Below are 26,407 nucleotides of genomic sequence, written 5' to 3'. Positions count from 1 at the left end.
GGGTGCGACGCCGGCCGAGAAGCCCAGGGCGCTCTTTTTCGAGCCCTGGCCTACGCTGCCTCGCTTTTCCACAGCGATGGGCGGGCCATCAAGGAATCTGGCGGACTCGGTCTCGACCCCGTCTTCGACGCTGTGGGTCAGCGCCAGCGTTCTGACACCATCGAAGCTGATGCGGACGGCACGCGCTCCGAAGTTGTAGCAGTGGCTGGCCCAGAGACTGCGCTGAAACAACGCATCGGGGGAGACATCACTGTCGCTACCCGCGCCAAGATTACCGCAGTCGAAGGTTTCCTGGCCGGTTCTATCATCGGCAAGCGATGACGCCGGCATGGCAGCCGACGCTGCCACTACGGCGAATACCGCGGCCCAAGGGGCCCGAGGGGAGATCCGGAACATCAACGCGCGTCCGTGGCTCCGGCGCCGTCGATCTGGGCGGACAGGCCACCCGGCGTGCGCAGCAATGGCATCCAGTTGTCGCCGGTGCTGTAGGCGGCCCCGACAGAATGACGCTCGAGATAGGACTGCAGTGTCTGCGCCTGCTCTCTGTCGATATTGGGCGACTGGCGCGTGCTGGGGGACATGAACATCGGCTGCATGACCTGCTCGCCGACGGTCATCAACCCGCTGTTACCGCCGTTACCCAGATTGCCACTGCCAAAGCTGCCAGCGCCACCCAGCGCATACGGCAGGCCATTGGAGATGGGCGCCTGCATGGAAGCCTGCATCGCACCACCCTGCCCGCCTGACATCTCTTCCGAGGCCAGCGAAGGCTGTGCCCCTGCCGACGAAGCCGCTCCACTGCTGGACGCGACGTCCGGCGAGGCCGTGGTGCCACCGCCAAACTGACTGTTGTAGACCTGAACGCCGGTGATCACCATCAGCGATACCGCGGCCGCAACGGCGGCTCCACTCATCATCGAGAACGAATGGCGCTTCGTCGGTTCGCTACCGGATTCCCGAATCGGCTGCGGCTCGTCGGCAATGGCAGCCATCACATCGCGGGAAATATCGATGTCGACGATCGCATCGCGCTCACGTCGCATCATGCTTCGAGCCAGATGATATCGACGCCAGGTGTCGCCCTCTTGCGAGGCCGTACCCATCGTCTTGAGAACTCGTCTCAGGTCGAATTCATCGGCTTCGTTATCCATCAGTGCGGAAAAAGACTCGTGCACCTGTTTCATGATTACACCCTCACACTCGGCCTTGCGGCTCGCCACGTGTTGAATGACGGCAACGTTCAGAATGACATTGGGAGGCCGTCAGCTCGATCTGCGCCTTTCGAGACACGCAAGCTCAACCTCTGTGTCACCGGCTCATCGTGACCGGGAGCCCCGGTCGACGACGCCTTGGCCATCACCTGCGCTGCCTTGGCTATCATCTGCCCTGCCTTGGCTATCATCTGCCCTTACTACGACGACAAAAATTGACGACAGTTCATTTTCGATTCATCTTTCATTCGCTGACCGTCGCCAACTTCCAACGAAGACCGATGAATCCCTCACCGGACGCGACGCGCCTCCCGCCGAACCATCCGCGCATGAGCACCTCTACATCATTCACGAATCATTGACCGCATTGCCGGTACCATGTTCCAGCAGCGGCTCGATATGTTTATCGACGGCTTCACGGGCCCGAAATATCCGCGAGCGCACGGTACCCACCGGGCACTCCATGATCGTGGCGATATCTTCGTAGGAGAGCCCATCGAACTCACGCAGGGTGATCGCGGTACGCAGATCGTCGGGCAGCTTATCGATCGCCTCGAACACCGCCGCTTCGAGCTGGTCACGGGCAATCGCCGCCTCAGGGGATTCGATATCCGATAGTCGTCCACTCTGATCGACGATTTCGGCATCACTGATGTCGAGATCGCTGCCGGGCGGACGACGCCCCCGCGATACCAGATAATTCTTCGCCGTATTGATGGCGATTCGATACATCCAGGTATAGAAGGCACTCTCGGCGCGGAAGCTTCCCAACGCACGATAGGCCTTGATGAAAGCTTCCTGGGCAACGTCCTGAACTTCGGAATGATCCTGAACATAACGGCTGATCAAGCCGAGGATCTTGTGCTGATACTTCTTGACCAGGAGATCGAAAGCTCGGCTATCTCCTTTCTGCGCGCGTTCGACGAGCTGTTGGTCGGTCTCTCGGACACCCATTCAGACCCTCCCCGTACAGTGGGGGACGGAAAACGGCGGAAGCGGAAGTCGAGTGACAGCGCGGCGGTGACAAGTGTGGTGACTAGGAAACAATACGCTCATGATCCAACCTGGAGCCCTCGAGCTCGCGATTCAATGACAGGCGTGCAACTTATAACAGAAACGCTGGATTAGCACGCGAAGCTGCCCCGGCGTTTGGGTTTTATCCTGCCCCATCAAACTATCATTCCGGGCTCGATTTCCTGAAATTCGACCCGGTCTCGCGGCTCGACGACAGCCCGAAAGTTGATTTTTACACCTCGCAGCCTCCATAGTACGCGCTTCACGCGCAGTCACTAATCAGAGTCAACGGGCCCCAGCATGTCGGAACAGCAGGTCAACAATCTCAACGTTCTTTCCCAGGATGTCCTGATTACCCCGGAAGCGTTGAAGCAGAACATTCCGCTCACGGAATCCGCCGAGCGCACGGTCATCGAAGGGCGCCAGACCATCCAGCGTATTCTGGATCGTGAAGATCCACGTCTGCTGGTAGTCATCGGCCCGTGTTCGATCCACGACCCGGATGCCGCTCGCGACTACGCCAGACGTCTTCGCAAGCTTGCCGATGCCGTCAGCGACAGCCTCTATATCGTGATGCGCGTCTACTTCGAGAAGCCCCGCACCACGGTCGGCTGGAAAGGCTTGATCAACGACCCGCACCTTAACGACTCGTTCGAGATCGAAGAGGGCCTGCACATCGCTCGTCGTCTGCTGGTGGATCTGGCCGAGATCGGGCTGCCGCTGGCCACCGAGGCGCTGGACCCGATCTCGCCGCAATATCTGCAGGACTGCATCAGCTGGTCGGCCGTGGGCGCACGCACCACGGAATCCCAGACTCATCGCGAGATGGCCTCCGGCCTGTCCGGGCCCGTCGGGTTCAAGAACGGCACCGATGGCAGCCTGGATGTGGCAGTCAACGCCTTGCAGTCGGTGGCCAGCCCGCACAACTTCCTGGGTATCGACCAGTCCGGCCAGGTTGCCGTAATTCGCACTCGCGGCAACGCCTATGGCCATGTAGTGCTGCGCGGCGGCAACGGCAAGCCCAACTACGACAGCGTCAGCGTCACGCTGGCCGAGCAGGAGCTGCACAAGGCCGGCCTGAAGGCCAATCTCATGGTCGACTGCTCTCACGCCAATTCCAACAAGGACCCGGCGCTGCAGCCGCTGGTCATGGAAAACGTGACCCATCAGATTCTCGATGGCAACCGTTCGGTCATCGGCCTGATGATCGAGTCGAACATCGGCTGGGGTAGCCAGAAGGTTCCGGAAGATCGCAGTCAGCTCGAATATGGCGTCTCGATCACCGACGCCTGCATCGACTGGCCGACCACCGAACGCACACTGACCCAGATGGCAGAGCAGTTGAAGTCACCGCTCAAGGCGCGCCAGCAGGACGAGGACTGATTCGTAAGCGAATCCCGCCAAAGCGAACACGATCCAGAAAAACGCCCGATGCTGCGAACCAGCATCGGGCGTTTTTTCATTCGAGACGACATGACGCGACATCGAGATTCAGGACCTGACCGGGTCTCCCATGTCGACGCCCTCGATCTGGCGTCGGAACGGCGGCAGCGCATCCAGCAACGCCTTGCCGTAGCGGCGCGTCAGCACGCGCCGGTCCAGCAACGAGATACGCCCGCTATCGTCCTCCTTACGAATCAATCGTCCACACGCCTGCACCAGCTTGATCGACGCATCCGGCACCGAAATTCGCATGAACGGATTGCCGCCCTGGCTTTCGATCCATTCGGCGAGCGTCGCACCGACGGGATCGTCCGGCACCGAGAACGGCAGCCGGGTAATCACCACGTGGGTCAGGTAACGACCGGGTAGATCGATGCCCTCGGCAAAGCTCGCCAGGCCAAAGATCAGACTCCCCTTTTCGGCATCGACGGCGACGCGGTGACGCTCCAGCAGTTCACGTTTGGGCAGTCGATCCTGGGAAAGCAGCCGCGATGCCCACGGCTCCGGTAGCGCATCCGCCACGCTGCGCAGCTGTTTGCGCGACGAAAACAGCACTAGCACCGCTTCGTCGTCGGCCAGGCCTTCGATGAACTGCACAATGGAGCGGTCGTGGGCCATGGCATCGCCAGGTTCGACCGCCTCGCGCGGCACGCTGAGCGTCGCACGGGAGTAGTCGAACGGACTCGGCAGGCGCTGATAGCGGTAGCGATTGGCCAGTCCGGCGCGCTCCTGCAGGCGTTCGAAGCGGTTGAGCGCCGTCAGTGTCGCCGAAGTGACCACCGCCCCGTAGCAGCTCCCCCAGAGATGACGCGCCAACGTCTCCGCCGCCGATACCGGACTGGCGGAAAACGTAAGCTCCGGCTCACCGCCGAAACTCTGGAACGTCAACCAGCGCGCCTGTGGCGCCTGTCCGGCCGGATCGGGCTTGGCCATGGCCGACCACAGCGCGTGCGCCTCGAGGGCGCGGCCGTGGAGCAGCGCCGTCAATGGCAGCCAGGGTTCCGCCTGCTCCCGCGGGAGCCCGGTGGATTTATCCGGATCGAGGCTCTCGCGCAGGATGTCGCTCATCGTCTCCAGATCCCGCGAGAGTTCGGCGAACGGTATGACCAGTTGCTGAGCGAGCTCGACCAGCGGCTCGGGAGCGCGGCCGTTGGGGAAGCGGAAGTTCTGCGTTTCATCGCCGGCACCGGCACTCAGCCCGGCGATCTGATGACCCATGGCATAGGCGTCGCCGAGCCGGGGCTCCAGCGCCGCTATCCGCTCGGGAAAGCTGGCCAGCAGTCGTGCCAAGGTGGGCTGAGCGCCCAGCGCGGTGTTCAATTCGGTCAGCGATTTCTTCAACGTTCGCAACCAGCGCAGCGTGGCGTTGATCCCGAAGCGATGATAGAAATGATCCAGCGCCTTGTCCGGCAGATGGTGTCCTTCATCGAAGACGTAGATGCAGTCCTTGGGCGATGGCAACACCATGCCGCCGCCCAGCGCCAGATCTGCCAGCACCAGATCATGGTTGGCAACGATGATATCGGCCTGCTCGAGATGCCGGCGCGAACGAAAATAGGCGCAGGCGCCGAAATGACCGCAGCGGCGATTGGTACATTGACGATGATCCACCGTCAGCCGCCGCCAGTCGCGATCGTCGATGGCGACCGGCCAGCTGTCACGGTCCCCTTCCCAGTTCCCCGACGCATAGGTATCGGCCATCTCCTGAATCAGCTGAGGGAAATCTCCCCCGGCATCCGTGGCGATAGTCTGCTCGAACAGCGACAGCGTCGGATTGGGTTCGGCCCCTTCCAGCGCCTGGTCCAGCTTGGCCACGCAGAGGTAACGCCCCCGCCCCTTGGCCAGCGCGTATTCGAAGTCGAGGCCGCTGTGCGCCTTGAGCATCGGCAGATCCTGATTCAGAACCTGCTCCTGGAGCGCCACCGTGGCGGTGGCGATGACAAGACGCTTGCCGCGGGCCTTGGCCACGGGCAGTGCCGACAATAGATAGGCGAGCGTCTTGCCGGTTCCGGTGCCGGCTTCCAGCACACAGACGTGCTCGTGGGAGGTTCTCCGACCTTGCTCGTCCTGCTCGATGGACGCCAGCGTCCGCGCGATTTCCGCGATCATCAGGCGCTGACCGTAGCGCGGCGTGAGCTCCAGCCCCTCGAGCACGCGCCGGTAAGCCTCTTGAATCTGTTGCTTGAGGGGTTCGTCGAGCATGCGCGTTCCGGAGCGGAATGGTATCGGGAAAGGATCGCCCACCGAGGTGGGCGATTACCGGAGAACAGCCAAAGGGATCTGCGCCGCCCTGGATGTCAGCCGCTCAGGGCGGCATCGGCTCAAGGCCGCATCGATTCGGGCGGATGCTCGCAGGGCAGCTTGCCGTTGATGTAGTTCTCGATCTCGGGCAATGAGAACGCATCTTCCTCGCCGACGAAACTGATCGATACGCCCTGGGCGCCGGCCCGTCCGGTACGGCCGATACGATGAACGTAGTCTTCCGGGTCTTCCGGCAGCGTGAAGTTGATCACGTGGCTGACATCTTCGATGTGGATGCCACGCCCGGCGACATCGGTCGCCACCAGCACGTTCACTTCACCTTCACGGAAACGCTCCAGCGTCTTGATGCGCTGACTCTGCGGCACGTCGCCGGAAAGCATCGCCACATTGATACCCTGTTCACGCAGTAGCTGATCCAGCTCACGGACGAGATCGCGACGGTTGGCGAACACGATGACCCGCTCCATCGCCTCCTGGTTGACCAGATTGAACAGCAGCTTGCGCTTGTCACTGTCACTGACCAGATAGACACGCTGATCGATGTTGGCCGCGTTGTCGTGGGTCACCTCGATCTCGACGTGAGCCGGGTTCTGGGTCCACTGCTCGGAAAGACCGAGGATGTCCGGCGTGAAGGTCGCCGAGAACAGGAAGGTCTGACGCTCCACTGGCTTGGGCGTGTAGCGAATGATGCGCTTGACGTCGGGAATGAAGCCCATCGACAGCATCCGGTCGGCTTCATCCAGCACCAGCACTTCCACCTGAGACAGGTCGATATCCCGCTTCTGCTGGAAATCGAGCAGTCGGCCCGGCGTTGCCACCAGCACGTCCAGATTCTTGCTCAACTGATCGCGCTGCTTCTGGTAGTCCATGCCACCGACGACGCTCGCCACGTTCAGCGACGTGAACCGCGCCAGCGCCTTGGCATCCTTTTCGATCTGCAGGGCCAGTTCGCGGGTCGGCGCGACGATCAGCGCGCGCGGCGTCCCCGGCTTCTGGCCGTCCGGCGCCTCCTCTTCGAGAAAATAGGCCAGCATGGAGATCAGGAACGCGGCCGTCTTGCCGGTTCCGGTCTGCGCCTTGCCGACCACATCGCCGCCGAGCAGCGTGTGCATCAGCGCTTCGGCCTGAATCGGCGTGCAGTACTCGAAGCCCTCGGCCTGGATCGCCCGCATCAGCGGCGTCGGCAGGTCGAAGTCATGGAACCGCCAGCGCCCGGCAACAGGCTCGACCTGAAACTGCTTCAGCGACCAGCCGGAAGCGTTACGGGACTGGGATTTGCGTGGCTTGCGCCGACGCCGCTTGGGTCTGCGATTCTCTGCCGGGGGCTGGGTGTTGTCAGACTCACTCATAGTAATGACGAATGTCCGAAATCGATTGACGGTTTGACTCGCGACGGCTGGCGCCCTGTTCGACGACGCCGATATCGGCGCGGCGGGACAGGCGTTCACGCCCTCCAGGAGGGTACTTCTAGGTTAGGTAGTGCTAGACATCTAATGCCAAGCAGTGCTTCTAGACGATACCTCGACGCGACGATTGACGACTTCGCAGGGGCTGAGCCCAGCGCGAGCCGGGGGCATTATATCAGCCCAGCCCGCTAACGTCGCGAGCCCAGTCGATCAACGTCTCCTCACCCAGCCGACCAACGTCTCGTCGCCCTGCCAATCGCCGGCTTGTCAGGCGCTCGGGCGCTATCGAACGTCGAGGGGGCGGCGAGCGCGGTCGTTAAGCGCTGGCACCTGCATCGCTGGCTGTTAGAATACGCGGTAATGTCCCGATGTCTCATTTCGCGACGCCATGTCTCGGCGTTGCGTTGTCGAGACTGTCGATGGAAATCGTTCGATGGAAACCGCTATAGGTCGCGCGCATGACTCGCAGAAAGAAGACCAAGTCGCTGGCCGACAAGGTGACGATTCGTACCGGAAAGCGCAAGGACTACCGCCGCTGGCGCCATGACAACCCCGACGCGGTGGCCCCGTCCCGCCGTTACGTCGACAAGAAGACTCAGCAGCGAAAACTCCAGGCCGAGCGCAAGCGTCAGCGCCAGAGTGCCCCGCCGCTACCGCTGCACGCCTCCAAAACCGACAGCGACGCTTCGAAGAATGGGGACTCCGACTGATGCGCCTGGTTTCCTTCAACATCAACGGTATCCGCGCCCGGCTGCACCAGCTCGCCGCCTTGATCGAGACTCACGCGCCGGACGTCATCGGTCTTCAGGAAACCAAGGTCCAGGACAGCGAATTCCCACGCGAGGCAGTCGAAGCGATGGGCTATCACGTCCATTTCCACGGCCAGAAGGGCCATTACGGTGTGGCAATGCTGACCAGAGTGGCACCGGAATCCGTGCATTACGGGCTGCCCGATGACGGCGAGGAAGCGCAGCGTCGGCTGATCGGGGTGACGCTGAAGATGGAAGACGGTGCGCCATTGACGGTCTGGAACGGCTACTTCCCTCAGGGCGAGAATATCGCGCACCCGACCAAGTACCCCAACAAGCGGGCGTTCTACGCCGGGCTCAATGCTTTGCTGGAGACGCAGCACGAGCCTTCCGAGCGCGTGGCGATCATGGGGGATTTCAATATCTCGCCGGCCGATATCGACATCGGGATCGGTGAAGATAACCGCAAGCGCTGGCTACGCGAGGGCAAGACCAGCTTTCAGCCGGAAGAGCGGGAATGGCTCGAACGTCTCAAGGCGTGGGGTCTCGAAGATAGCTATCGACGCTGCCACCCCGATGACAGCGACACTTTCAGCTGGTTCGACTACCGCTCCAAGGGCTTCGATCGCGAACCCAAGCGCGGCCTGCGCATCGACTACATCCTGGTTACCAAACCGCTGGCCCGCGCCACGCGCCACTCGGGTATCGACTACGACCTGCGCGCCATGGAACGGCCTTCCGACCATGCCCCGGTGTGGACCGAGTTCGCGCTGGATTGAGGTGATTTGGCCCAAGCCGAGTCGATCGACAAGCACAGCGACGCCACGAACTCGCTGAACCAAAACGGCGACGCCTGGGAATCCCAGACGTCGCCGTTGCGGTTCGTGGCCTGCTCGAGAGGGCACACTCCCTAACCCAGCGAATCCAGCCACTGCTGCGCCTGATCGACACCCGCGGCTTTGGCCCGGCGGAACGCATCGCGTGCCGCGTCCTGATCGTCCAGCTGCACCGTGGCGATGCCTTGCAGCAGCCAATCCCGCCCGGACATGTCGCCGCCTACCTCTCTCAATGCCGAGAACGCATCCAGCGTCGTTTGCCATTCGCCCCAAACGTAGGCGAGCTCGGCGAGTTGCTGCCAATCTTCTGCGCGACCGCTCCGTTCGGCAAGCTTGCGCCACGCCGTCAGCGCCTGAGCATGATCGCGAGCCGCAGTCCAGGCCTGGGCGGTCAAGCGCAGCGTCGCGGGGCTGGATTCCAGCCGGCCGTCATCCAGCCAGCGCTGCAGATACTCGGCGGCTCGTGCCGGCGTCCCCCCGGCGATATGCAATTTGGCCAGCTGCAGCAGATCGTCGCGCGAGGTCAACGCCCCACGACGCCAGCCGCTCTCCCAGATCGCGGCAGCGCGGCCGTCACCTCCCGCCTGTTGCGCCAGCCCCGCCGCTCGTCGCCAGACGTCCGGCGAACTCGCATCGTCGCCGAGCAGCGCCAAAGCGTCGTCGAACCGACCTGTCTGCTGGTAGACCGTGCTCGCCAATTGCTGCTGTGAGGAGCTCCACCCCTCGGCGCCGGATTCGCGGAGGCGATCGAGCGAATTGGCCGCGGCCGACCACTCCCTCAGCGAGGCCCGCGCCTGTACCAGCAGCCAACGAGAGGTGTCGTCGCCGCCGCTTCGTTCGACCCACTGCGTCAGTCGATCCGCGCCTTGTTCCGTCTGACCGGCACTCAGCCGAAGCTGTGCTTCCTGGCGCAACCAGGCCAGCCGGCGGGCATCGGGAACCTCGTCGGTGCCGCGCGCCTCGGCCAACTGATCCGCCGCCAGGCTATCGTTGCCCTGCCGGGCATTGGCCGACGCGGCCAACTGCAGGAACAGCGCGCGCGCCCAGCGGTCGGCGGCATTCCCTCCTTGCAGCCGCGAGGCCGAAGCCGCGGCACGCGAGGCCACGGCAGCATCGTCGCCGGCCTCGAGCTGCGACTGCATCGAGTGCAGCGTCTGAATCATGTCCGGACGCAGCGCCGGCCCTTCCGCCTGGGCCGACGGAACGCCGCCGAAGCCGATCAGGCCCGCGGCCATCAGTGTCAGGCATCGCTTGCGCAGATCACGGACCACCGTCGAACTCATCCTCAGCCCTCCAACTGGAACTGGATGCGCTGCGTCGCGCGCCTGACGTCATCGGCCGGCGGGAACTGCCATTGCGACACGGCTTCCTCGACGGCACGATCGAAGACATTGGCGGGATCGGCATCGATCACCCGCAGGCTACCGGTATCGACACGCCCGTCAGGCTGGATGATGAAACTCACCTCGACGTAGCCCTCCATGCCACGCCGGCGTGCACGCATGGGATAGGACGGATTGACCCGGCTGGTGGGCTGGAGCTGGCCGACATCGCGGGGCGAGGCCTGCGTGCCTTTCGGCGGCTGCTGCGGCGCGGGCTCCGTCTGCGACGGCTCGGATTGCGGCTGTGGCGCCGCTTCCGCCACGGTTTGCTGCGTAGGCTGCGGCTCGGGTTGCGGTTGCGCCTTCGGCTCTGGCTGAGGTTCCGGCTCAGGCTGGGGCTCCGGCCGCGTCTCGCTCAACTCGGGTAGCGACGCGTCCAGAGTCGCATCCGGCGTCTCCATCGGCGGCGTCTCGGGCTCCGGGATCGCCACCGGGCTGGGCGTTTCCGCCGCCGGAACGGGGGCCGCCGCGGGCGGCGGTGGCGGCGCACTGGGCGGCGTCGGCAATGCCGGCGAGGTCGGAGATGGCTGTGCCTGCGCCTGCTCCGGCGCATCGACCATCGAGATCGAGGTGGGCGTCACGATCTGGGTGCGATCCGGCTCCGGCGGCGCGACCAGCAGCGCCAGCAGATAGAACACCAGCAGCGTCAGCAGCGCGCCACCCGCGAGTCCGGCCACTCTACGCATCAACCGGCATCCCGATTGGCGGCAACGGCCACGTTGTCGACGCCGGCCTGGTGAATACGATCCATGACCTGAATCAGCAGGCCCGTGGTCGAGTTCTTGTCGGCCTGGACGACGACGCTACCGTCACCGGATATTAGCTGGGCGACACGGGCGCCGATGCGGTGGGCATCCACCGCCTCGCCGTCGACCCATACCGCGCCATCGCCGGTGATGGCGACCAGCACTTGCGTATCCTGCCGCGCCGTGGCCTCGCTCGAATCGGGCCGCTCGATCTCGACGCCACTCTCCTTGATGAAGCTGGTGGTGACGATGAAGAAGATCAGCATGATGAAGACGACATCCAGCATCGGCGTGAGATCGATACCGGTCGAGTCGTCACTGGCTTCCCGCAACCGGCGCCTACGCATGTGAGTCCTCCACGGCGCGGGCCATACGGTCGTGCAACCGCTGATCCTCGCGCCGAATGATCTGTTCCAGACGAGTGACGAAAAGCAGACCGACCACGGCGACGGCCATGCCGCACAACGTCGGCAACGTAGCCTGGGCGACGCCGTCGGCCATGGCCCGTGCCTGGCTACTTTCGGTCAGCGCCAGGCTGTCGAAAACCTGAATCATCCCGGTCACCGTTCCCAGTAGTCCCAGCAGCGGGCAGAGAGCGATCAGCAACTTGAGCCAAGGCAGTGGCAGACGCAGCCGCGCGATCAGTTCGCGCGTCCAGACTTCGCGCAGCGTCAGCGCGCTCCAGCTCGAGTGATCACGGCGCCGGATCCAGGCGTCGATCAGCACCCGGCGCGCACGCCGATGGGTGAATCGCCAGTAGAACAATCGCTCCAGCGAAATCGCGAACAACGCCATTGCCACCAGCATGATCAATACCAGCACTTCGCCGCCGGAACTGATCAGCCAGCGGATCGGCTCAAGCGTGGGCACCATGACGGCGCTCCTCGGCGTGGGCGGCAGCAGCGGTCTCGGCTTCGAGATGCTCGGCGAGCACGGCGCTGGCCCGGCCTTCCAGCAGACCGATCAACCGCCGGCTACGGCTGCTCAAGGCGGTATTGACGAACAGCAGCGGCACGGCCGTGATCAGGCCCAGCACGGTGGTGACCAGCGCCTGACTGATCCCGCCCGCCATCAACTGCGGATCGCCGGTGCCGAACACGGTGATCGACTGGAAAGTGACGATCATCCCGGTCACGGTACCCAGCAGACCCAGCAGCGGCGCCACTGCGGCGATCAGCTTGACGATCGGCTGACCGCGCTCCAGCCGAGGCTGCTCCGCCAGCAGAGCTTCGTCGAGCCGAGCCTCCAGTGCTTCCGGCGCATGATCGCGCCCCAGTGCTGCGAAGCGCTTGAGCACCCGGCCCAGCGGGTTGTCGTCTTGCAGCGTATCCGGCGCCTGCATCTGGCGGCGCATCCGGCCACTGACGATCACGAGATAGACATACTGCGCCAGGGCTATCAGCAGACCGACGATCCCCAGCGCGACGATCACGTAGCCGACATAGCCGCCCTGCTGAAAGCGCTGCCACAGACTGGGCTGCCGGGAGAGCGCGTCGAGAACGTCGCCATCGGTGGGATCGACCACGATCTGGTTGCCATCACCTTGCTGAAAGGCCTGTAACGACTGCCGGGCATCGCCGGGCGTTACCGGGTACACCGCCAGCCTTCCGTCCTCGCCGATGCGTTGCAGCAGTTCGCCGTTGCTGAAGGCGATGGTGTCACCCAGGCGCACTACCTCGCGCTCGGCGACATCGCCATCCTTGCCCGCTACCGGCGCCTGAAAGCGCACGCCACGGCCGCTTTCCGCGACCAGGCCGGCGAGAGCCTGACGTACCTGATCGAACGTCTGTCGATCGACCAGCCCATGATCGTCCAGCCGCGGCGGCAGTCGAGCGTCACCGCCCACGGTCAGCCAGCTCTCGCCGAGAGCATCTCGCAACTCGCCGGCCTGCTGCTTGACGATGCCGGAAATCTCGCCGATATCCCCGGCCTGATCCGATCGCTGCTGCTGGAGTTCCGCCAGCTGCTGTTGCTGCGCGGACTGACGATCGTCCAGCTGTTGGCGTCGGGCCTGAGCCTGCTGCAGCCGCTGCTCGGCATCGGAAACGGCCTGCTGCAGCGCCTGGCGGTCGTCCAGCAACGTCTCGAGCCGCTGGCTGTCGCGCTGTTCGGCGGCCTGGCTGTCGGCGCGAAAGGATTGAAGCACCTGCTGCATCGACGGCGTCGTGTCGCTTCCTGCGTTGGACTGGGCAACGGCAATACTCGGGGTGAGAAGCGTGGCGACGAGAGGCACTGCCAACCACCATGCGTGACGCTTCATGATTGGTCCTCCGTCGATGCCCGACCGTTCTCGACGGTCAGTGAGGCCGGCAGGTTCAGCAGCGCTGGCGCGCTCTGATCCTGAGCGATGCGGATGCCGCGGCGAACCTCGTCGATCTGATCGCCGTCGAGCGCTTCCCACTCGCCGTTGGCCACGCTCCAGACACCGCCCGCGCGGTCGTCCGGCGTGACGTAGTACCAGCCAGTGCGTCCTACACGCAGATAGTCGACTTCCCGCGCCATTTGGCTACCCTGGCTTGCCGCTTCGGACTGGGAACCGTCGAGCGAACCGCTCCACTGATCCATCTCGCGGCCGTAGTCGAGCTCGGTGCGCCACACGGAAAAGATTCGCTGCAACTTGTCCGCCTGGGAGTCGTCGTCGCGGGCCAGCATCTGCTCCAGATCGTCGACGCGTGCCAGACGCTCGTCGCGCAGGAACGGCATATCCGCCTCGATCATTGCGCGCAACTGCTCGACCATCTGGCGCAGCTCCCCCGGCAACGCTTCACGCGTCACCGAAATCTGCGCCAGTGCCTTTTGCTCGGAAGCGATTCGCTTGGCCTGGTTGTCGACGATCGGCGCCAGCTCGGCGTTGTAACTCTCCAGTCGGTCGGCCTGCTGGTTGGCCTGACGCAGACGCTCCAGCGCGTCGCGCGTGGCGTCGTCAGCTTCATCGATACGGCTTTGAAGTTCGGCCTGGGTCTGCTGAGCCTGGATGCTGGACTGGCTGAGCGAGTCCTGAGCCGATGCCGGGCCGGCCGCGGCCAGGCTCATGGCGGCGAGGCAGAACGCCAACAGACGCCTCTGGCCTCGCCTGCGCGAGAAATCATGCACCACGCTATCTCCTTGCGTATGAGCAGTCAGCAGCCGGTGACGAGCATCACCGGACCGGCGATGTAACGCCGCTGAATTCGATGCGATACGCTAATACAAACAAGAACAATTATCAATCCGCATGATATCGTCTCGTTTTCTCGGCGTTATCGCCCATGATTTCGCTGGCGAGCATGTCGCCGGGTCGACGCCTCTCATCAACAAGACACCGCCTTAAAAAAGACACCGCCATAAAAAAACCGGTGCCCTCAGGCACCGGTTGGGTCGAACGCGGCTTGCAGGCGCGAACAGCAACAGCCCCTAAAGCTTCTGTTCCAGCTCGGGCAGGATCTCGAACAGATCACCCACCAGACCGTAATCCGCGACCTGGAAGATCGGCGCGTCGTCGTCCTTGTTGATCGCCACGATCACCTTGGAGTCCTTCATCCCCGCCAGGTGCTGAATCGCGCCGCTGATACCCACGGCAATGTAGAGGTCGGGAGCGACGATCTTGCCGGTCTGGCCGACCTGCATATCGTTGGGCACGAAACCGGCATCGACCGCCGCCCGCGACGCGCCGACGGCAGCGCCCAGCTTGTCGGCGATTCCGTCGAGCAGTTTGAAATTGTCGCCATTACCCATGCCACGGCCGCCGGAAATCACGACTCGAGCACCGCCCAGCTCCGGACGCTCGCTCTGGGCAAGCTCTTCGCCGATAAAACGCGAACGCGCGCTGTCGGCAATGTAATCGAGCGCTTCGATGGACGCTGCGCCTCCTTCGCTCACCGCATCGAATGCCGTGGTGCGCACGGTGATCACCTTGAGCGGATCGCTCGACTGCACCGTGGCGATGGCGTTGCCGGCGTAAATCGGACGCGTGAAGGTATCGGCGCTCTCGACGCCCAGAATCTCGGAAATCTGCGAGACATCCTTGAGCGCGGCCAATCGCGGCAGCACGTTCTTGCCCTCGGTCGAAGCCGCGGCCAGTACGTGGCTGTATTCATCGGCCAGCGCGACCAGCAAATCCGCCAGCGGCTCGGGCAGCTGGTGGGCGTACGCCGGATTGTCGGCCACCCGCACGCGGGCGACGCCGTCGAGTCTGGCGGCAGCTTCCGCGACACCGCCAACGTTCTCACCCGCGACCAGAAGATCGATGTCGCCACCGATGGCTCGCGCGGCACCGACGACATGCGCGGTGCCGGCGGCCAGTTGGCCGTTGTGGTGTTCGGCCAGAACCAGAATGCTCATGCGATCAGCTCCTATCAAAGCACTTTGGCTTCATTCTTGAGTTTGTCGATCAGCTCATCCACGGAGCCTACCTTGACGCCGCCCTTGCGCTCGGCAGGCGTCTCGACCTTGAGCAGCGTGAGCCCGCTAGACACGGCCACACCCAGCGCTTCCGGTGTCTTGGTTTCCAGCGGCTTCTTCTTGGCCTTCATGATATCCGGCAGCTTGGCGTAGCGCGGCTCGTTCAGGCGCAGGTCGGTCGTCACCACGGCAGGCAGCTTGAGCGCGACGGTCTGCAGGCCGCCGTCGATCTCGCGAGTGACGCGAACTTCACCGGCTTCGACGCCCTCGCCGAAAGCGACCTCGGAGGCAAAGGTGCCCTGCCCCATATCGGTCAACGCCGCCAGCATCTGGCCGGTCTGGTTGTTGTCGGTATCGATCGCCTGCTTACCCAGGATCACCAGATCGGGCTTCTCTTCGTCGACCACACCCTTGAGCAGCTTGGCCACCGTCAACGACTCGACACGTTCGTCGGTCTCGACGTGAATGGCGCGATCGGCACCCAGCGCCAGCGCCGTGCGCAGCTGTTCCTGAGCGGCCTTGGGGCCCACCGTGACGGCAACGATTTCCGAGGCGACGCCTTTCTCTTTCAGACGAACGGCCTCTTCCACCGCGATTTCGCAGAACGGATTCATGGCCATCTTGACGTTGGTCAGATCGACGTCGGAGTGATCCGCCTTGACCCGGATCTTGACGTTGTAATCGATGACGCGTTTGACCGCGACGAGTACTTTCATGAGTGGCCTCGCATGGTTGTCCTCGCAGGCTATTGATAGACCGACCCGGCGGGCGCTGGTCGACGTCGGTGATCGATATGTCACGACCACCCTTTTGACGTGATGCCAGACAGCAAAAACGTCGGCGCATATAGAATCACGTCGACGTCGGCCAAGGTCAACTCGGGGCCCGTCTTCCGCTCCAGCATGGTGCATCGCCGGGGACATCGACGGGCGAAAATGCGATGATAGCGCATCAACGGGGTACTGCCGAAGCAGCACCTTCGCATAAGAAAAGCGCACTCAGGCATAACATGAGGCACCTGACTGACGTTAGGCTATAAAAAACGGTGGCAGCAGCCGTCGACGAAACAGACCGAGCGGGCGTGCACGGCTACCGTATTCGCCAGCGCCCGCTAGCCAGCAAGGAGATCGGGTTTGGAACGTGAATCCATGGATTTCGACGTCGTGATCGTGGGTGCAGGCCCCAGCGGTCTGTCGGCGGCATGTCGTCTGATGCAGCAGGCTAACGAGACCGGGCAAGAGCTTTCGGTCTGCGTGGTCGAGAAGGGTTCGGAAGTCGGGGCCCATATCCTATCCGGCGCCGTATTCGAGCCGCGCGCCCTGACCGAGCTATTCCCCGATTGGGCCGAGCGGGGCGCGCCGCTGAATACGCCGGTGCTGCGCGATGAGCTCTACCTGCTGAAGGACACCGCCAAGGCGCAGAAACTGCCCAATGCGCTGGTGCCCAAGTCGATGCACAATACCGGCCACGCCGGTTCGACCGGTGCCAGGGATCAAAACTACGTCATCAGCGCCGGCAACCTGTGCCGCTGGCTGGGCGAGCAGGCCGAAGCGCTGGGCGTCGAGATCTTCCCCGGCTTCGCCGCGCAGGAAGCGATCGTCGATGACGCGGGCGTCGTTCGCGGCATTCTCACCGGAGACATGGGCGTCGCCGCCGACGGCAGCGAAACCGCCAATTACATGCCCGGCATGGAGCTGCGCGCCAAGTACACGCTGTTCTGCGAGGGGGCGAGGGGGCATATCGGCAAACAGTTGATCTCACGCTTCGAGCTCGACGCGGGTCGCGATCCCCAGCATTACGCCATCGGCTTCAAGGAGCTCTGGGACGTCCCCGCCGAGCAGCACGAGCCGGGGCTGGTGCTGCACGGTTCCGGCTGGCCCCTGGATGACAAGGACCATGGCGGCGACAGCCACGGCGGCTGGTTTCTCTATCACGGCGATGACCAGCAGGTGATGGTAGGACTGATCGTCGACCTGGCGTACCGCAATCCTTATCTCTCGCCGTTCGATGAATTCCAGCGCATGAAGCACCATCCGCTGCTGAAGCGTCATCTCGAGGGCGGGAAACGCGTCGCCTACGGCGCACGCGCGATCACCAAGGGCGGCGCCAACTGCCTGCCCAAGATGACGATGCCCGGCGCCCTGCTGTTGGGCTGCGATGCCGGCACGCTCAACTTCGCCAAGATCAAGGGTATTCATACCGCGATGAAGTCGGGACTGATCGCCGCCGAAACGGTATTCGCGGCAATCGCCGCCGGTGATGAAGGCGGCAAGGAACTCAGCGATTTCACCAACGCCTGGGAGTCGAGCTGGGCGTGGCAGGAACTGCAGGCCAGTCGCAGCTTCGGCCCGGCCATTCACAAGTTCGGTACCGTGGGCGGCGGCGCATTCAACTTCGTCGATCAGTGGCTCGGCGGCAAGCTACCGCTACAGCGCGATACCACACCGGATCATCAGTTGAAGAAGGCATCAGAGTCGGCGCCGATCGACTACCCCAAACCCGACGGCAAGCTGTCGTTCGACAAGCCCTCGTCGGTCTTTCTGTCGAATACCAACCACGACGAGAACCAGCCCTGCCACCTGAAGCTGAGCGATCAGGCCATTCCGATCGCGAAGAATCTGCCGGAATACGCGGAACCCGCGCAGCGTTACTGCCCGGTCGGGGTCTACGAAGTGGTCGAGGAAGCGGGCGAGCCGCAGTTCCGGATCAACTTCCAGAACTGCATTCACTGCAAGACCTGCGACATCAAGGATCCGTCCCAGAACATTACCTGGGTAGCACCCGAGGGTGGCGGCGGGCCCAACTACCCGAATATGTAGTCCGTCACAGCGAACGCACGCTTCCGTGACCGGCGGTGTCAGGCATCGCCGGTCGCGATCGGCCGTGCCGGGTCGCGAATCCACTCGCTCCAGGAACCGGCATAAAGCCGAGGCAGCGGCAAACCCGCGACGGCGTAGGAGAGGATGTTGTGGCAAGCGGTAACGCCCGAGCCACAGTACGCCGTCAGAGCCTCTCCTTTCGGAAGCTCGTCGGCTAGCTGGCCAGGACTCTTGAAACGACCGGAGGTCTCAAGGTTTTGCGTGCAGGGACGGCACATGGCTCCCGGAATGTGACCCGCAATCGAATCCAAAGGCTCTTCGTCCCCTCGAAAACGTGTCGCGGCTCTGGCATCCACCAACTGGCCACCCTGCTCTAAAAGCACTTCTACTGAAACCAGCACGTCATCGTTGAATGACGGAGTCCAGCGGCTCTGATTTGCGGGCTCGACAGGGACTTTCACCAGTTCGCCACCAATCATTTGCCAGCCAGCAAGCCCGCCATCCAATAGATGAGCGTCGGGATGACCTGCCCAGCAAGCGATCATCCACCAGGCCCGAGCGGCGGCCAGCTGCCCGCCACTGTCATCATAAACAACGACCGGACGCTCCGGCGTGACGCCCAAGGCTTGAAGTGTTGCCGTGAAATCACTCTGGGAAGGCAACGGATGTCGACCACCCTCGCCCGGATCCGCCGATAGATCTCGCTCGAGATCCAGAGACAGACTTTGAGGAAGGTAGCGGCGATCTCCGGGCTTTTCATCGCCGCGAAAAACGCGGCAGTCCAGAACCAGCGGTGGTCTCTCACCGGCGAGGCTATCGCGCAGCGCTTCTGGTGTGACAAGAACGGATGCATTCATGGTTCATCTCCCGTTTCCGGACAATTTGGTCACTGGCGCTCGGGTCGCGATCAGACGCCGCCGGCCGGCCGTCTCGAAACGCACATCGATCACCGGGTTGGCGGCGTTGCCCTCGACCACTAGTATTTCGCCCTCGCCGAAGTTTGCGTGCTGCAAGCGATCTCCGACCTGCCACGACGCGTTGGTGCCGCTCTCGACGGCGGCGCCTCTGCCGGGGTCGAGAGTCGGCGTCGGCGACTCCCGGGCCTCGAGTGTCACCCACTGACCGCCGCGCTCCAGGCCGATGCGCGTCAGATAAGTCCCGATCATCTCCGGCTCGCGCACCGCGACGGCGGTTTCGGCACCGGCCTGGATCGCCCGGTCGACGCGGGAGCAATCCTCCAGCGCGGTCTCCTCGAGGAAGCGGCTCGGCCGATGATCGCCACCGTCATGGATCAGCAGCAAGTGCTCCCGGGCGCGGGTGATGGCGACATAGTAGAGCCGTCGCTCCTCTTCCAGCCGTTCCGGCGAGAGCGGATTGTCGCGACTGAAATGGGGAAAATCCTCTTCATTGAGCCCCCATACGACAACCAGCGGCCACTCGAGGCCCTTGGCACCGTGAACGGTACTGATCAGCACGCCATCCGGCCGGTTCTCTACCGGATTGCGCAGCAGCTCGATGAACGCCTCGGGGTCGTTGGCCAACTCGCCGGCCTGTTCGATCAACACATCCAGCAGTCGAACGTCGTCGTCGCCCTTCTCCCGCCGTGCGGCCGAGCGCCGCAGGATCTTTTCGGCGTCGATGGCATCGACGACATGCTCGAGCAGCTTGGCCGGCGGCCACGTCGCCAACTTGGGAAGCTCGCAGAGCAGCTGCCAACGCCGCTTGAGATGGCGACGCTGGCCGGGTTTGAGACCCGCCAGCACCGGCGCATCGCGAGCAGGCCACTGCTGAGTCCGGGCCAATTCCTCGACCAGACGGCGCACGCGATCCTGGGCGACGAAGGTCGTGGGCTGGGAGAACAGCAGAACCAGATGGCCCGGATCGTGTAGCCGCCGAGGTTCACGCGCCAGCTGGAGATAGCCCGCCAGCGCCTGTACCAACGGCAGCCGGAACACGAAGCGCTCTTCCTGAGCGAGACGGAACGGTATGCCGGCCCGCAGCAGCTGAAGTTGCACCGAGACCGACAACGACCAGCTGCGGACCAGTACGCAGGCTTCGTCACTGCGCCGGCCATCGGCATGCCAGCGCTGCAGCGCCTCGAGCAGCTTGGCGGCCCCGGCGCCCGCCTGTAATCGAGTCAATGGATTGCCGGGCGCCGCCAGACAGAGCTGATCCCAGCGCTGGCGATTGCCGCGAATGGCATGATTGGCCGCCAGCGCCAAGGCATGGCCGTGGCGAAACGTGTAAGAAAGCGGATACTCGCTGGCCCGACCGAACAGACCATCGAAGCGCGCCAGCATCGCGTCGGGCCGCGCGCCCCGCCATTCATAGATGCACTGATTGGCGTCGCCGACTGCCATCACCTGTGCCGCATCGCCGGACAGTAACTTGAGCAGCCGCAGCTGGGCTTCATTGATGTCCTGGTACTCATCGACGATGACGTGGCCGAGAAATCCCTCGACGCGGCGACGCGCCTCCGCGTGCGCCTCGAGACATCGCAGCGGACGATAGAGCAGATCCGCATAGGTCATCTGTCCGGCAGATTCCAGCAACGACTCGGCCACATCGAAGGCATCGATGAAGTGGCGTTCGCTGCCGGTGTAGCCGAGCTTCTCGAACAGCTCGGACGGCGTGGCGACCTCGGCCTTGACCAGATCACAGAACTGACCGAAAGCCTCGAGTCGGTCCGCATCGAGTGCCGCCTCGCGGGTTTCGCTGTCGGTCGATTCCAGACTCTGCATCACCGCCTGACGCAATAGACGCTCCCGCTGCCATTCCGCCTGCAGCAGTTGACGCGGCGGTAGATAGCCCCAGCGGGTCAGGCTCTGGGTCAAGCGATGGCCGATCGAGTGAAAAGTGCGCACTTCCGGTAAAGCGACACCCGCGGGCGCCTCCCGCGCCAGCTTGGCGCGAAAGTCGTCGCGCGCCGCACGGTTGAACATCAATACCAGAATGCGCCGCGGGTTTTCACCGCCGGCGAGCAGATGAAGTACGCGCCGGACCAGGGTCGTGGTCTTGCCGGCCCCGGCGACGGCAGCCACGCGGGCATGCCCCTCGAGATGGCCGATCACCGCACGCTGTTCCGCCGTCAACTCGTCGTTGGGTGCGGCGGCGGGAGTCGCCGCGCTCATCGAATCGCTCATGGCGTCACGTCGTCGGTGCGGCCGAGACAGTGCCAGATGCCACCGCTCCACAGCCCGATCTCGTCGCCATCCTGCTCGGCGGTTTCGACCCAGCGATAGAACAGATTGCGGTGCAGGCGGGCCTGCAGCCCGTGACGAATGGGCAGCGCGGGTAAGGACTCCCCGCCCGGTGTCAGCGACAGCGACAATCGATGGGCGCCATCCAGCACCACACGATCCCCACAGGCGGTTGTCGCCATCCAGTCCGCCCCCACGGGGTCGGCGTCCGTCACCAGCAGCGGTAGATCCTCGACACGGATGCGCAGCTTCTCCCCCGGCGTCACCAGGAAATAGTCGCCGTCGGCTTCGCGCCGAAGCACGCGGCTCAGCAAGCTGACCAGCGCCGGGCGCCGGATCGGCGTGCCCTCGTGCACCCAGTCACCGTTGGCCATGATCACCAGATCCATGTCGCCGCACGAAGGCGGATCCCACTGCTCGAGCGGCGGTATGGTTTGCCCGTCGAACTGCTGGAACAGTGTATCGAGTTTCATCGTGGCCTCCGGATCATGACGTCTTCACGTGGATGAAACTCCGTCACCCGAATGGATTGTCACGCTGAGCGTCAGGCGCAGTGGCGGAGAATAGCCGATAGAAGTTGGCGCGGGTCTGCATCGCCACTTCGTCGGCGGTAATACCCCGCTCCCGCGCGATGCATTCGGCGACCTCGACCACCCACTGCGGCTCGTTGGGCTTGCCGCGATGGGGAACGGGGGCGAGAAACGGGCTATCGGTCTCGATCAACAGCCGGTCCAGCGGCACCTGGCGTGCGACGTCTCGCAGCGCCTCGGCACTGGCGAACGTCACGATCCCCGACAGCGAGATATAAAACCCAGATCTCACCGCCTCCCGCGCCATGTCGAGATCCTCGGTAAAGCAGTGAAGTACGCCGCCCACCTTGGGATCGATGTATTCGCGGATCAGCGCCAGGGTCTCGTCCCGTGCCTCGCGAGTATGAACGACCACCGGCAGTTCGAGTTCGTGCGCGGCCTCCAGATGGGCAACGAATCGTCGACGCTGAACGTCCCGCGGCACGCTGTCGTAGTGGAAGTCGAGCCCGGTCTCGCCGATGGCCACCGCACCGTAACGGTCCGCGCACTCCTGAATCGTCTTGCTGTCGGGCTCCACTCCACCGGATTCTACAGCCACCTCGTGAAGCGGATGCAGACCGATGCTGATATCGACATCGTCATGACGTCTCGCGATCTCGGCCAGGTTCGGGGCGCCATCCAGCGAAGTCGAGATCGCCAGAAAGCGATGGACGCCGCGGGCCCGGGCGGCCTCCAGCGCCAGATCGAGGTCGCCGTCGTAGGGCGTCAGGTCGAGGCGATCGAGATGGCAGTGAGAATCGACGAACATGCAAATTTCCAGAGTGGGTAATGACGAGGGTGCCGGCGGCAAGATCGACGACGTCGGCGCGCTCAGGATCGCAGCAGGGCCGACCACCGAACCAGCCAGGCTTCGAGCACCAGCTGCGGATTCGGATTGCCACCGGCCGCCACCAGACGGCGCTGCTCGCGGGCGTAATCGAGCAGTCGGAACCAGTCGCGGACCCGGGCGTTCTTGGCCGCCTGACGATAGAGCGGCAGCAAATCGCTGTTGCGCACCTGCTGCGGATCGCCCGACAGGCCGAGGCGAATCAGATCTTCGAGCCAGCCGATGCCATACCATAGTATGCGATCGAGTGACTGCGCATCGAGCCTTGCGGCTTCACCGACAGGCTCCCCGCCGCGGACCAGCGCATCGAAGAGTTCGCGCATATCCTGGCGCAGCTGGCGAGCGTCGGCGCCGGCCAGCTCTTCGGCCAGCAGCGGCAAGCCGCCGGCGACACGCAGCCAGAAACGCGCTTCGCCGCCGTCGCCCAGACGATCTCGCAGCCAGGGTTCGGCCTCCTCCGGCCGCGGCGCCACCAGGTTCCAGTGCTGACAGCGCGAGCGAATCGTCGGCAACAGCCGCGAGGGGGTATCGGAGACCAGAATGAACAGGGTCCGCTCGCCCGGCTCCTCTAGGCTTTTCAGCAGCGCGTTCGAGGCGGCGACATTCATCGCCTCGGCCGGTTCGATCCGGATCACGCGATAGCCGCCTTGCTGCGCCGTCTGGGCGACGAAACCGTTGACCTTGCGAATCGCATCGACGCGTATCTGACGGGATTTTTCCACCAGCCCCACGCTGAGAAGGTCGGGATGATAGCCCGCTCCCAGCATCCGGCAACCGTGACATTCGCCGCAGGCGACGTCGCCCGGCGCCCGGCACAGGGTGCGTGCGATCAACGCCTCGACCAGCGGCTGCTTGCCAATACCGCGCGGCCCCGACAGCAGCAAGGCATGCGGGAGACGACCGCTATCCTGGAGCTCGATCAGCTTACGCCAGCGATCGTGCTGCCACGGCAGTGGCGTCATAGCCATGGCGCCACCCTCTGTTCCAGAGACTGTGCGATGGCGCACTGGACGCGCTCCAACGAGGGCGAGGCGTCGATAATCGCGAAGCGCGCGTCGGCTTCGGCCCGCGACCGATAGGTAGCGCGCACGGCTTCGAAGAACGTATCCCGCTCGCGCTCGAAACGGTCCAGCTGCGCGCCACGTCCTGCCACACGCTGCGCGGCGACGCTCAGTGGAACATCGAGCAGCAGCGTGAGATCGGGCTGCAAGCCGTTCTGGACCAGTGTTTCCAGGGTGCGAATGCGCTCGAGATCCACCCCGCGGCCCCCGCCCTGGTAGGCAAAAGTGGCGTCAGTGAAACGATCACAGACGACCCAGGCGCCCCGGTCGAGCGCCGGGCGGATACGCTCGGCGAGATGCTGGGCGCGAGCCGCGAAGACCAGCAGCAGCTCGGCGTCGTCGCTCCAGGCCTCTTCACGCGTCGGGTCCAGCAGCAGTTCGCGGATCGCTTCGGCGCCGGGCGTGCCGCCGGGCTCGCGGGTACGCACCACCTCGATCCCTCGCGCCGTCAGCCAGTCACAGACGAAGGTGACGTTGGTCGTCTTGCCGACGCCCTCGCCGCCTTCCAACGTGATGAAGCGGCCGCTCCGCTGTTCGATATCGCCTGCACTCATGCGCTGTCGTCTCGTCGCTGTGGTCGGGGTCGTGGATCTGCTGGCGCCGCGATCTCAATCGCGATTCAGAATGTAACGGCGGACGGCAGCATTGTGCTCCTGAAGCGTCCTGGAAAACTGGTGCGAGCCATCGCCTTTCGCCACGAAATAGAGCGAATCGCCCTCTGCCGGGTGAACGGCCGCTTTCAACGAGCCCAACCCCGGCATCGCGATCGGCGTCGGCGGTAGGCCTTCGATGACGTAGGTATTGTAGGCGTTCTGGCGCTGAAGATCGGCGCGAGTGATGTTGCCGATGTAGCTGTCACCCATGCCGTAGATGACAGTAGGATCGGTCTGCAGCCGCATCCCCTTCTGTAGGCGGCGCACGAACACGCCGGCGATCTCTTCGCGCTCGTCGGGTACGCCGGTTTCCCGTTCGATTAGCGAGGCGAGAATCAGCGCCTGGTAGGGTGAGTCGATGGGCAGACCCTCATCGCGCTCGTCCCAGACGCTGGCCAGGGTCTGCTGCATACGATCGTAGGCGCGGCGAAGAATCTCGGTATCCGTCACCCCCTTGTGATAGCGATAGGTGTCGGGAAAGAACTGGCCTTCGGGGTGAGTCTTTGCATGTCCCAGCGCCGCCATCACCTCGTCGTCACTCATGTCCTGGGTACGGTGATCGAGCTTGGGTGCCTGATCCAGCAGGCGGCGCATCTGCTTGAAGGTCCAGCCTTCCGGAATCGTCAGCCGATAGGTCACGACCTGATCGCTGGAGAGATGGGCGATGAGCTGACGGCCGTTCATCCCTGGCTCGAGTTCGAACTCCCCGGCACGTAACCCCTGGGTAGCCTGGGGCGCGATGCGCGCGAGCAGCTGATAGGGCCACGCCGCATCGATGATGCCGCGGCTCGCGAGGTCATGCACGACCTGGGTGTAAGCGGCGCCGCGAGGCACCTCGTAGATCGTCGATTGGTCGATCGCGATCGGTGCATCGAGCTGTTTCTGCCAGTAGTGAAACCCGCCAAAGACCGCAATCGTCGCCACCACCAGCAGCACGATCAGAATTTTGAGGACACGCATGTTGTTCCTTAATCGCCGGAAGCCGCGCAGAGGCGACTTTTGGGCATGATACGGGCGTCAATCGCCGGGGTTCAGCGGATAACCCAACTGCCGATGGGCAGCGTGACGGAAAGTATCGTTCGATTCGAGCGACCACTGCTTGAGCGCGTTGCCGGCGCTATCATCGAGCCGGCGAATGGGCCACACGCCCTGAACGCTGTTGATCAGCCAAGCGGCGTCAGCCGTCAGCAAGGTATCGAGCCCGACGCGTACCCGATCGAGATCGACGACCTCGTCCAGCGCGCTCAACAGCGTACCGTCGACACCGCAACGATCGAGCAACGGTGTCTCGAGCCGCCCCGCCCGACGCCAGACCAGATTCATCGCCGTGGCTTCGACCAGATGGCCCTGGCTATCACAGAGCAACCCTTCGGCGATCGCGTCGTCCTGCCACTCCTGTCGCGCCAGCACGTTTTCCAGTCGGGCCAGATGCTTGATACCGGCCAGCCGCGGCTGAATGCCCAGGCGAAGCTCGCAACAGCGTACCGCGACGCCTTCGAACCAGCGTCCGGGCGACGGCTTGAAGGGCGAATCCTTCCAGCGCCACCGCAGGTCGGGCGCTTCAGGCGGGCGATAACCCCGGCCACCGCTACCTCGCGTCAATATCAGCTTGAGAACCCGAAGACCCGGCCCGCATTGCGCCGGTAGCGCATGGAACGCGGCGAAGTCCGGCCGCGGCAAGGCCAGCCGATCGATCCCCCGCTCGAGACGCGCCATGTGGTAGTCCCACAGCAACGGCTGTCCATCCCGAACCAGTACCGTTTCGAACAGACCGTCGCCATAGGCCAGACCGCGATCGTCGATCGGCAGTGTTGCGTCGCGCATCGCCG

24 protein-coding genes and 1 pseudogene are annotated in these 26,407 nt (G+C 63.9%); 4 read left to right on the top strand and 21 right to left on the bottom strand.

The window, feature by feature from the left end; all coding sequences use genetic code 11:
* The 3 genes and pseudogenes from BTW08_RS04465 to rpoE form a co-directional block, all read right to left on the bottom strand.
* Positions 1 to 396 (bottom strand): annotated as a pseudogene (locus BTW08_RS04465) (hypothetical protein); the annotation flags it as partial.
* Entirely contained in the window at positions 396 to 1,184 is a 789-nt protein-coding gene (locus BTW08_RS04460) for a sigma-E factor negative regulatory protein (protein WP_075561312.1), read from the bottom strand. The pseudogene BTW08_RS04465 and the gene BTW08_RS04460, both read right to left, overlap by 1 nt.
* Positions 1,185 to 1,559: 375 nt before the next feature.
* On the bottom strand, positions 1,560 to 2,165 hold the full coding sequence (gene rpoE, locus BTW08_RS04455; protein WP_075561311.1) for an RNA polymerase sigma factor RpoE: 606 nt from the start codon (positions 2,163 to 2,165) through the stop codon (positions 1,560 to 1,562).
* Between the two features lie 360 nt (positions 2,166 to 2,525).
* On the opposite strand from rpoE, the gene BTW08_RS04450 reads away from it, so the two are divergent.
* Positions 2,526 to 3,608: a 3-deoxy-7-phosphoheptulonate synthase gene (locus BTW08_RS04450; protein WP_075561310.1), complete on the top strand. Its 1,083-nt coding sequence runs from the start codon at positions 2,526 to 2,528 to the stop codon at positions 3,606 to 3,608.
* 108 nt (positions 3,609 to 3,716) lie between these two features.
* Here BTW08_RS04450 and dinG read toward each other — a convergent pair whose 3' ends face one another.
* Positions 3,717 to 5,870 (bottom strand): ATP-dependent DNA helicase DinG, encoded by a 2,154-nt coding sequence (dinG, locus tag BTW08_RS04445; RefSeq protein ID WP_075561309.1) that lies wholly within the window; start codon positions 5,868 to 5,870, stop codon positions 3,717 to 3,719.
* A gap of 119 nt (positions 5,871 to 5,989) precedes the next feature.
* Positions 5,990 to 7,279 carry an ATP-dependent RNA helicase RhlB gene (gene rhlB / locus BTW08_RS04440; RefSeq protein ID WP_075561308.1) on the bottom strand — a complete coding sequence of 430 codons (1,290 nt, stop codon included), beginning with the start codon at positions 7,277 to 7,279 and terminating at the stop codon, positions 5,990 to 5,992.
* A 515-nt stretch (positions 7,280 to 7,794) separates the two neighbouring features.
* Here rhlB and BTW08_RS04435 point away from each other — a divergent pair.
* Positions 7,795 to 8,046, top strand: coding sequence for a hypothetical protein (locus BTW08_RS04435; protein ID WP_075561307.1), 252 nt, complete (start codon positions 7,795 to 7,797; stop codon positions 8,044 to 8,046).
* Positions 8,046 to 8,864: an exodeoxyribonuclease III gene (gene xthA, locus BTW08_RS04430; protein ID WP_075561306.1), complete on the top strand. Its 819-nt coding sequence runs from the start codon at positions 8,046 to 8,048 to the stop codon at positions 8,862 to 8,864. The genes BTW08_RS04435 and xthA overlap by 1 nt, the downstream gene beginning before the upstream one ends.
* 131 nt (positions 8,865 to 8,995) lie before the next feature.
* Here the strand turns inward: xthA and BTW08_RS04425 are convergent, their stop codons facing one another.
* The 8 genes from BTW08_RS04425 to BTW08_RS04390 form a co-directional block, all read right to left on the bottom strand.
* Entirely contained in the window at positions 8,996 to 10,204 is a 1,209-nt protein-coding gene (locus BTW08_RS04425) for a hypothetical protein (RefSeq protein WP_083627674.1), read from the bottom strand.
* A 2-nt stretch (positions 10,205 to 10,206) separates the two neighbouring features.
* A complete protein-coding gene (locus BTW08_RS04420) occupies positions 10,207 to 10,989 on the bottom strand; it encodes an energy transducer TonB (RefSeq protein ID WP_075561305.1) in 783 nt (260 codons plus the stop codon).
* On the bottom strand, positions 10,989 to 11,396 hold the full coding sequence (locus BTW08_RS04415) for a biopolymer transporter ExbD (RefSeq protein WP_075561304.1): 408 nt from the start codon (positions 11,394 to 11,396) through the stop codon (positions 10,989 to 10,991). The genes BTW08_RS04420 and BTW08_RS04415 overlap by 1 nt, the downstream gene beginning before the upstream one ends.
* On the bottom strand, positions 11,389 to 11,922 hold the full coding sequence (locus BTW08_RS04410; RefSeq protein WP_110691896.1) for a MotA/TolQ/ExbB proton channel family protein: 534 nt from the start codon (positions 11,920 to 11,922) through the stop codon (positions 11,389 to 11,391). Before BTW08_RS04410 ends, BTW08_RS04415 begins: the two co-directional genes overlap by 8 nt.
* Positions 11,906 to 13,309, bottom strand: coding sequence for a MotA/TolQ/ExbB proton channel family protein (locus BTW08_RS04405; protein WP_075561303.1), 1,404 nt, complete (start codon positions 13,307 to 13,309; stop codon positions 11,906 to 11,908). The genes BTW08_RS04410 and BTW08_RS04405 overlap by 17 nt, the downstream gene beginning before the upstream one ends.
* Positions 13,306 to 14,145, bottom strand: a complete 840-nt coding sequence (locus tag BTW08_RS04400) for a DUF3450 domain-containing protein (protein WP_246837637.1) — start codon at positions 14,143 to 14,145, stop codon at positions 13,306 to 13,308. Before BTW08_RS04400 ends, BTW08_RS04405 begins: the two co-directional genes overlap by 4 nt.
* A 297-nt stretch (positions 14,146 to 14,442) precedes the next feature.
* Positions 14,443 to 15,369 carry an FAD-binding protein gene (locus BTW08_RS04395; RefSeq protein ID WP_075561302.1) on the bottom strand — a complete coding sequence of 309 codons (927 nt, stop codon included), beginning with the start codon at positions 15,367 to 15,369 and terminating at the stop codon, positions 14,443 to 14,445.
* 14 nt (positions 15,370 to 15,383) lie between these two features.
* Complete coding sequence (locus tag BTW08_RS04390; RefSeq protein ID WP_075561301.1) at positions 15,384 to 16,145, bottom strand: electron transfer flavoprotein subunit beta/FixA family protein; 762 nt, start codon at positions 16,143 to 16,145, stop codon at positions 15,384 to 15,386.
* Positions 16,146 to 16,577: 432 nt separating this feature from the next.
* On the opposite strand from BTW08_RS04390, the gene BTW08_RS04385 reads away from it, so the two are divergent.
* Positions 16,578 to 18,248 carry an electron transfer flavoprotein-ubiquinone oxidoreductase gene (locus BTW08_RS04385; protein WP_075561329.1) on the top strand — a complete coding sequence of 557 codons (1,671 nt, stop codon included), beginning with the start codon at positions 16,578 to 16,580 and terminating at the stop codon, positions 18,246 to 18,248.
* A 38-nt stretch (positions 18,249 to 18,286) separates the two neighbouring features.
* Here the strand turns inward: BTW08_RS04385 and BTW08_RS04380 are convergent, their stop codons facing one another.
* The 8 genes from BTW08_RS04380 to pabC all read right to left on the bottom strand — a co-directional run bounded on the left by BTW08_RS04380 (position 18,287) and on the right by pabC (position 26,402).
* The gene (locus tag BTW08_RS04380; protein WP_075561300.1) at positions 18,287 to 19,105 is read right to left on the bottom strand and encodes a sulfurtransferase; all 819 of its coding nucleotides are present in this window, start codon (positions 19,103 to 19,105) and stop codon (positions 18,287 to 18,289) included.
* Positions 19,106 to 19,108: 3 nt separating this feature from the next.
* Positions 19,109 to 21,391 (bottom strand): ATP-dependent helicase, encoded by a 2,283-nt coding sequence (locus BTW08_RS04375; RefSeq protein WP_246837636.1) that lies wholly within the window; start codon positions 21,389 to 21,391, stop codon positions 19,109 to 19,111.
* Positions 21,388 to 21,921, bottom strand: a complete 534-nt coding sequence (locus BTW08_RS04370; RefSeq protein ID WP_075561299.1) for a DUF1285 domain-containing protein — start codon at positions 21,919 to 21,921, stop codon at positions 21,388 to 21,390. The genes BTW08_RS04375 and BTW08_RS04370 overlap by 4 nt, the downstream gene beginning before the upstream one ends.
* A 43-nt stretch (positions 21,922 to 21,964) precedes the next feature.
* Positions 21,965 to 22,786 carry a TatD family hydrolase gene (locus BTW08_RS04365; protein ID WP_075561298.1) on the bottom strand — a complete coding sequence of 274 codons (822 nt, stop codon included), beginning with the start codon at positions 22,784 to 22,786 and terminating at the stop codon, positions 21,965 to 21,967.
* Between the two features lie 62 nt (positions 22,787 to 22,848).
* On the bottom strand, positions 22,849 to 23,832 hold the full coding sequence (locus BTW08_RS04360) for a DNA polymerase III subunit delta' (protein ID WP_075561297.1): 984 nt from the start codon (positions 23,830 to 23,832) through the stop codon (positions 22,849 to 22,851).
* A complete protein-coding gene (gene tmk / locus BTW08_RS04355) occupies positions 23,823 to 24,479 on the bottom strand; it encodes a dTMP kinase (RefSeq protein ID WP_075561296.1) in 657 nt (218 codons plus the stop codon). The genes BTW08_RS04360 and tmk overlap by 10 nt, the downstream gene beginning before the upstream one ends.
* Positions 24,480 to 24,533: 54 nt before the next feature.
* A complete protein-coding gene (gene mltG / locus BTW08_RS04350) occupies positions 24,534 to 25,538 on the bottom strand; it encodes an endolytic transglycosylase MltG (protein WP_075561295.1) in 1,005 nt (334 codons plus the stop codon).
* 57 nt (positions 25,539 to 25,595) lie between these two features.
* Positions 25,596 to 26,402, bottom strand: coding sequence for an aminodeoxychorismate lyase (gene pabC, locus BTW08_RS04345; protein ID WP_075561294.1), 807 nt, complete (start codon positions 26,400 to 26,402; stop codon positions 25,596 to 25,598).
* Positions 26,403 to 26,407 lie beyond the last annotated feature (5 nt).

Source organism: Salinicola sp. MH3R3-1, from assembly GCF_001937155.1.
Lineage (GTDB): Bacteria > Pseudomonadota > Gammaproteobacteria > Pseudomonadales > Halomonadaceae > Salinicola > Salinicola halophyticus.
This window is presented reverse-complemented; position numbering and strand designations above follow the sequence as displayed.

Bases quoted from the DNA above. Each gene is read 5' to 3' on its own strand.
- BTW08_RS04460 (WP_075561312.1), bottom strand. From the start codon at position 1,184: ATGAAACAGGTGCACGAGTCTTTTTCCGCACTGATGGATAACGAAGCC.
- rpoE (WP_075561311.1), bottom strand. From the start codon at position 2,165: ATGGGTGTCCGAGAGACCGACCAACAGCTCGTCGAACGCGCGCAGAAA.
- BTW08_RS04450 (WP_075561310.1), top strand. From the start codon at position 2,526: ATGTCGGAACAGCAGGTCAACAATCTCAACGTTCTTTCCCAGGATGTC.
- dinG (WP_075561309.1), bottom strand. From the start codon at position 5,870: ATGCTCGACGAACCCCTCAAGCAACAGATTCAAGAGGCTTACCGGCGC.
- rhlB (WP_075561308.1), bottom strand. From the start codon at position 7,279: ATGAGTGAGTCTGACAACACCCAGCCCCCGGCAGAGAATCGCAGACCC.
- BTW08_RS04435 (WP_075561307.1), top strand. From the start codon at position 7,795: ATGACTCGCAGAAAGAAGACCAAGTCGCTGGCCGACAAGGTGACGATT.
- xthA (WP_075561306.1), top strand. From the start codon at position 8,046: ATGCGCCTGGTTTCCTTCAACATCAACGGTATCCGCGCCCGGCTGCAC.
- BTW08_RS04425 (WP_083627674.1), bottom strand. From the start codon at position 10,204: ATGAGTTCGACGGTGGTCCGTGATCTGCGCAAGCGATGCCTGACACTG.
- BTW08_RS04420 (WP_075561305.1), bottom strand. From the start codon at position 10,989: ATGCGTAGAGTGGCCGGACTCGCGGGTGGCGCGCTGCTGACGCTGCTG.
- BTW08_RS04415 (WP_075561304.1), bottom strand. From the start codon at position 11,396: ATGCGTAGGCGCCGGTTGCGGGAAGCCAGTGACGACTCGACCGGTATC.
- BTW08_RS04410 (WP_110691896.1), bottom strand. From the start codon at position 11,922: ATGGTGCCCACGCTTGAGCCGATCCGCTGGCTGATCAGTTCCGGCGGC.
- BTW08_RS04405 (WP_075561303.1), bottom strand. From the start codon at position 13,309: ATGAAGCGTCACGCATGGTGGTTGGCAGTGCCTCTCGTCGCCACGCTT.
- BTW08_RS04395 (WP_075561302.1), bottom strand. From the start codon at position 15,369: ATGAGCATTCTGGTTCTGGCCGAACACCACAACGGCCAACTGGCCGCC.
- BTW08_RS04390 (WP_075561301.1), bottom strand. From the start codon at position 16,145: ATGAAAGTACTCGTCGCGGTCAAACGCGTCATCGATTACAACGTCAAG.
- BTW08_RS04385 (WP_075561329.1), top strand. From the start codon at position 16,578: ATGGATTTCGACGTCGTGATCGTGGGTGCAGGCCCCAGCGGTCTGTCG.
- BTW08_RS04380 (WP_075561300.1), bottom strand. From the start codon at position 19,105: ATGAATGCATCCGTTCTTGTCACACCAGAAGCGCTGCGCGATAGCCTC.
- BTW08_RS04375 (WP_246837636.1), bottom strand. From the start codon at position 21,391: ATGAGCGATTCGATGAGCGCGGCGACTCCCGCCGCCGCACCCAACGAC.
- BTW08_RS04370 (WP_075561299.1), bottom strand. From the start codon at position 21,921: ATGAAACTCGATACACTGTTCCAGCAGTTCGACGGGCAAACCATACCG.
- BTW08_RS04365 (WP_075561298.1), bottom strand. From the start codon at position 22,786: ATGTTCGTCGATTCTCACTGCCATCTCGATCGCCTCGACCTGACGCCC.
- BTW08_RS04360 (WP_075561297.1), bottom strand. From the start codon at position 23,832: ATGGCTATGACGCCACTGCCGTGGCAGCACGATCGCTGGCGTAAGCTG.
- tmk (WP_075561296.1), bottom strand. From the start codon at position 24,479: ATGAGTGCAGGCGATATCGAACAGCGGAGCGGCCGCTTCATCACGTTG.
- mltG (WP_075561295.1), bottom strand. From the start codon at position 25,538: ATGCGTGTCCTCAAAATTCTGATCGTGCTGCTGGTGGTGGCGACGATT.
- pabC (WP_075561294.1), bottom strand. From the start codon at position 26,402: ATGCGCGACGCAACACTGCCGATCGACGATCGCGGTCTGGCCTATGGC.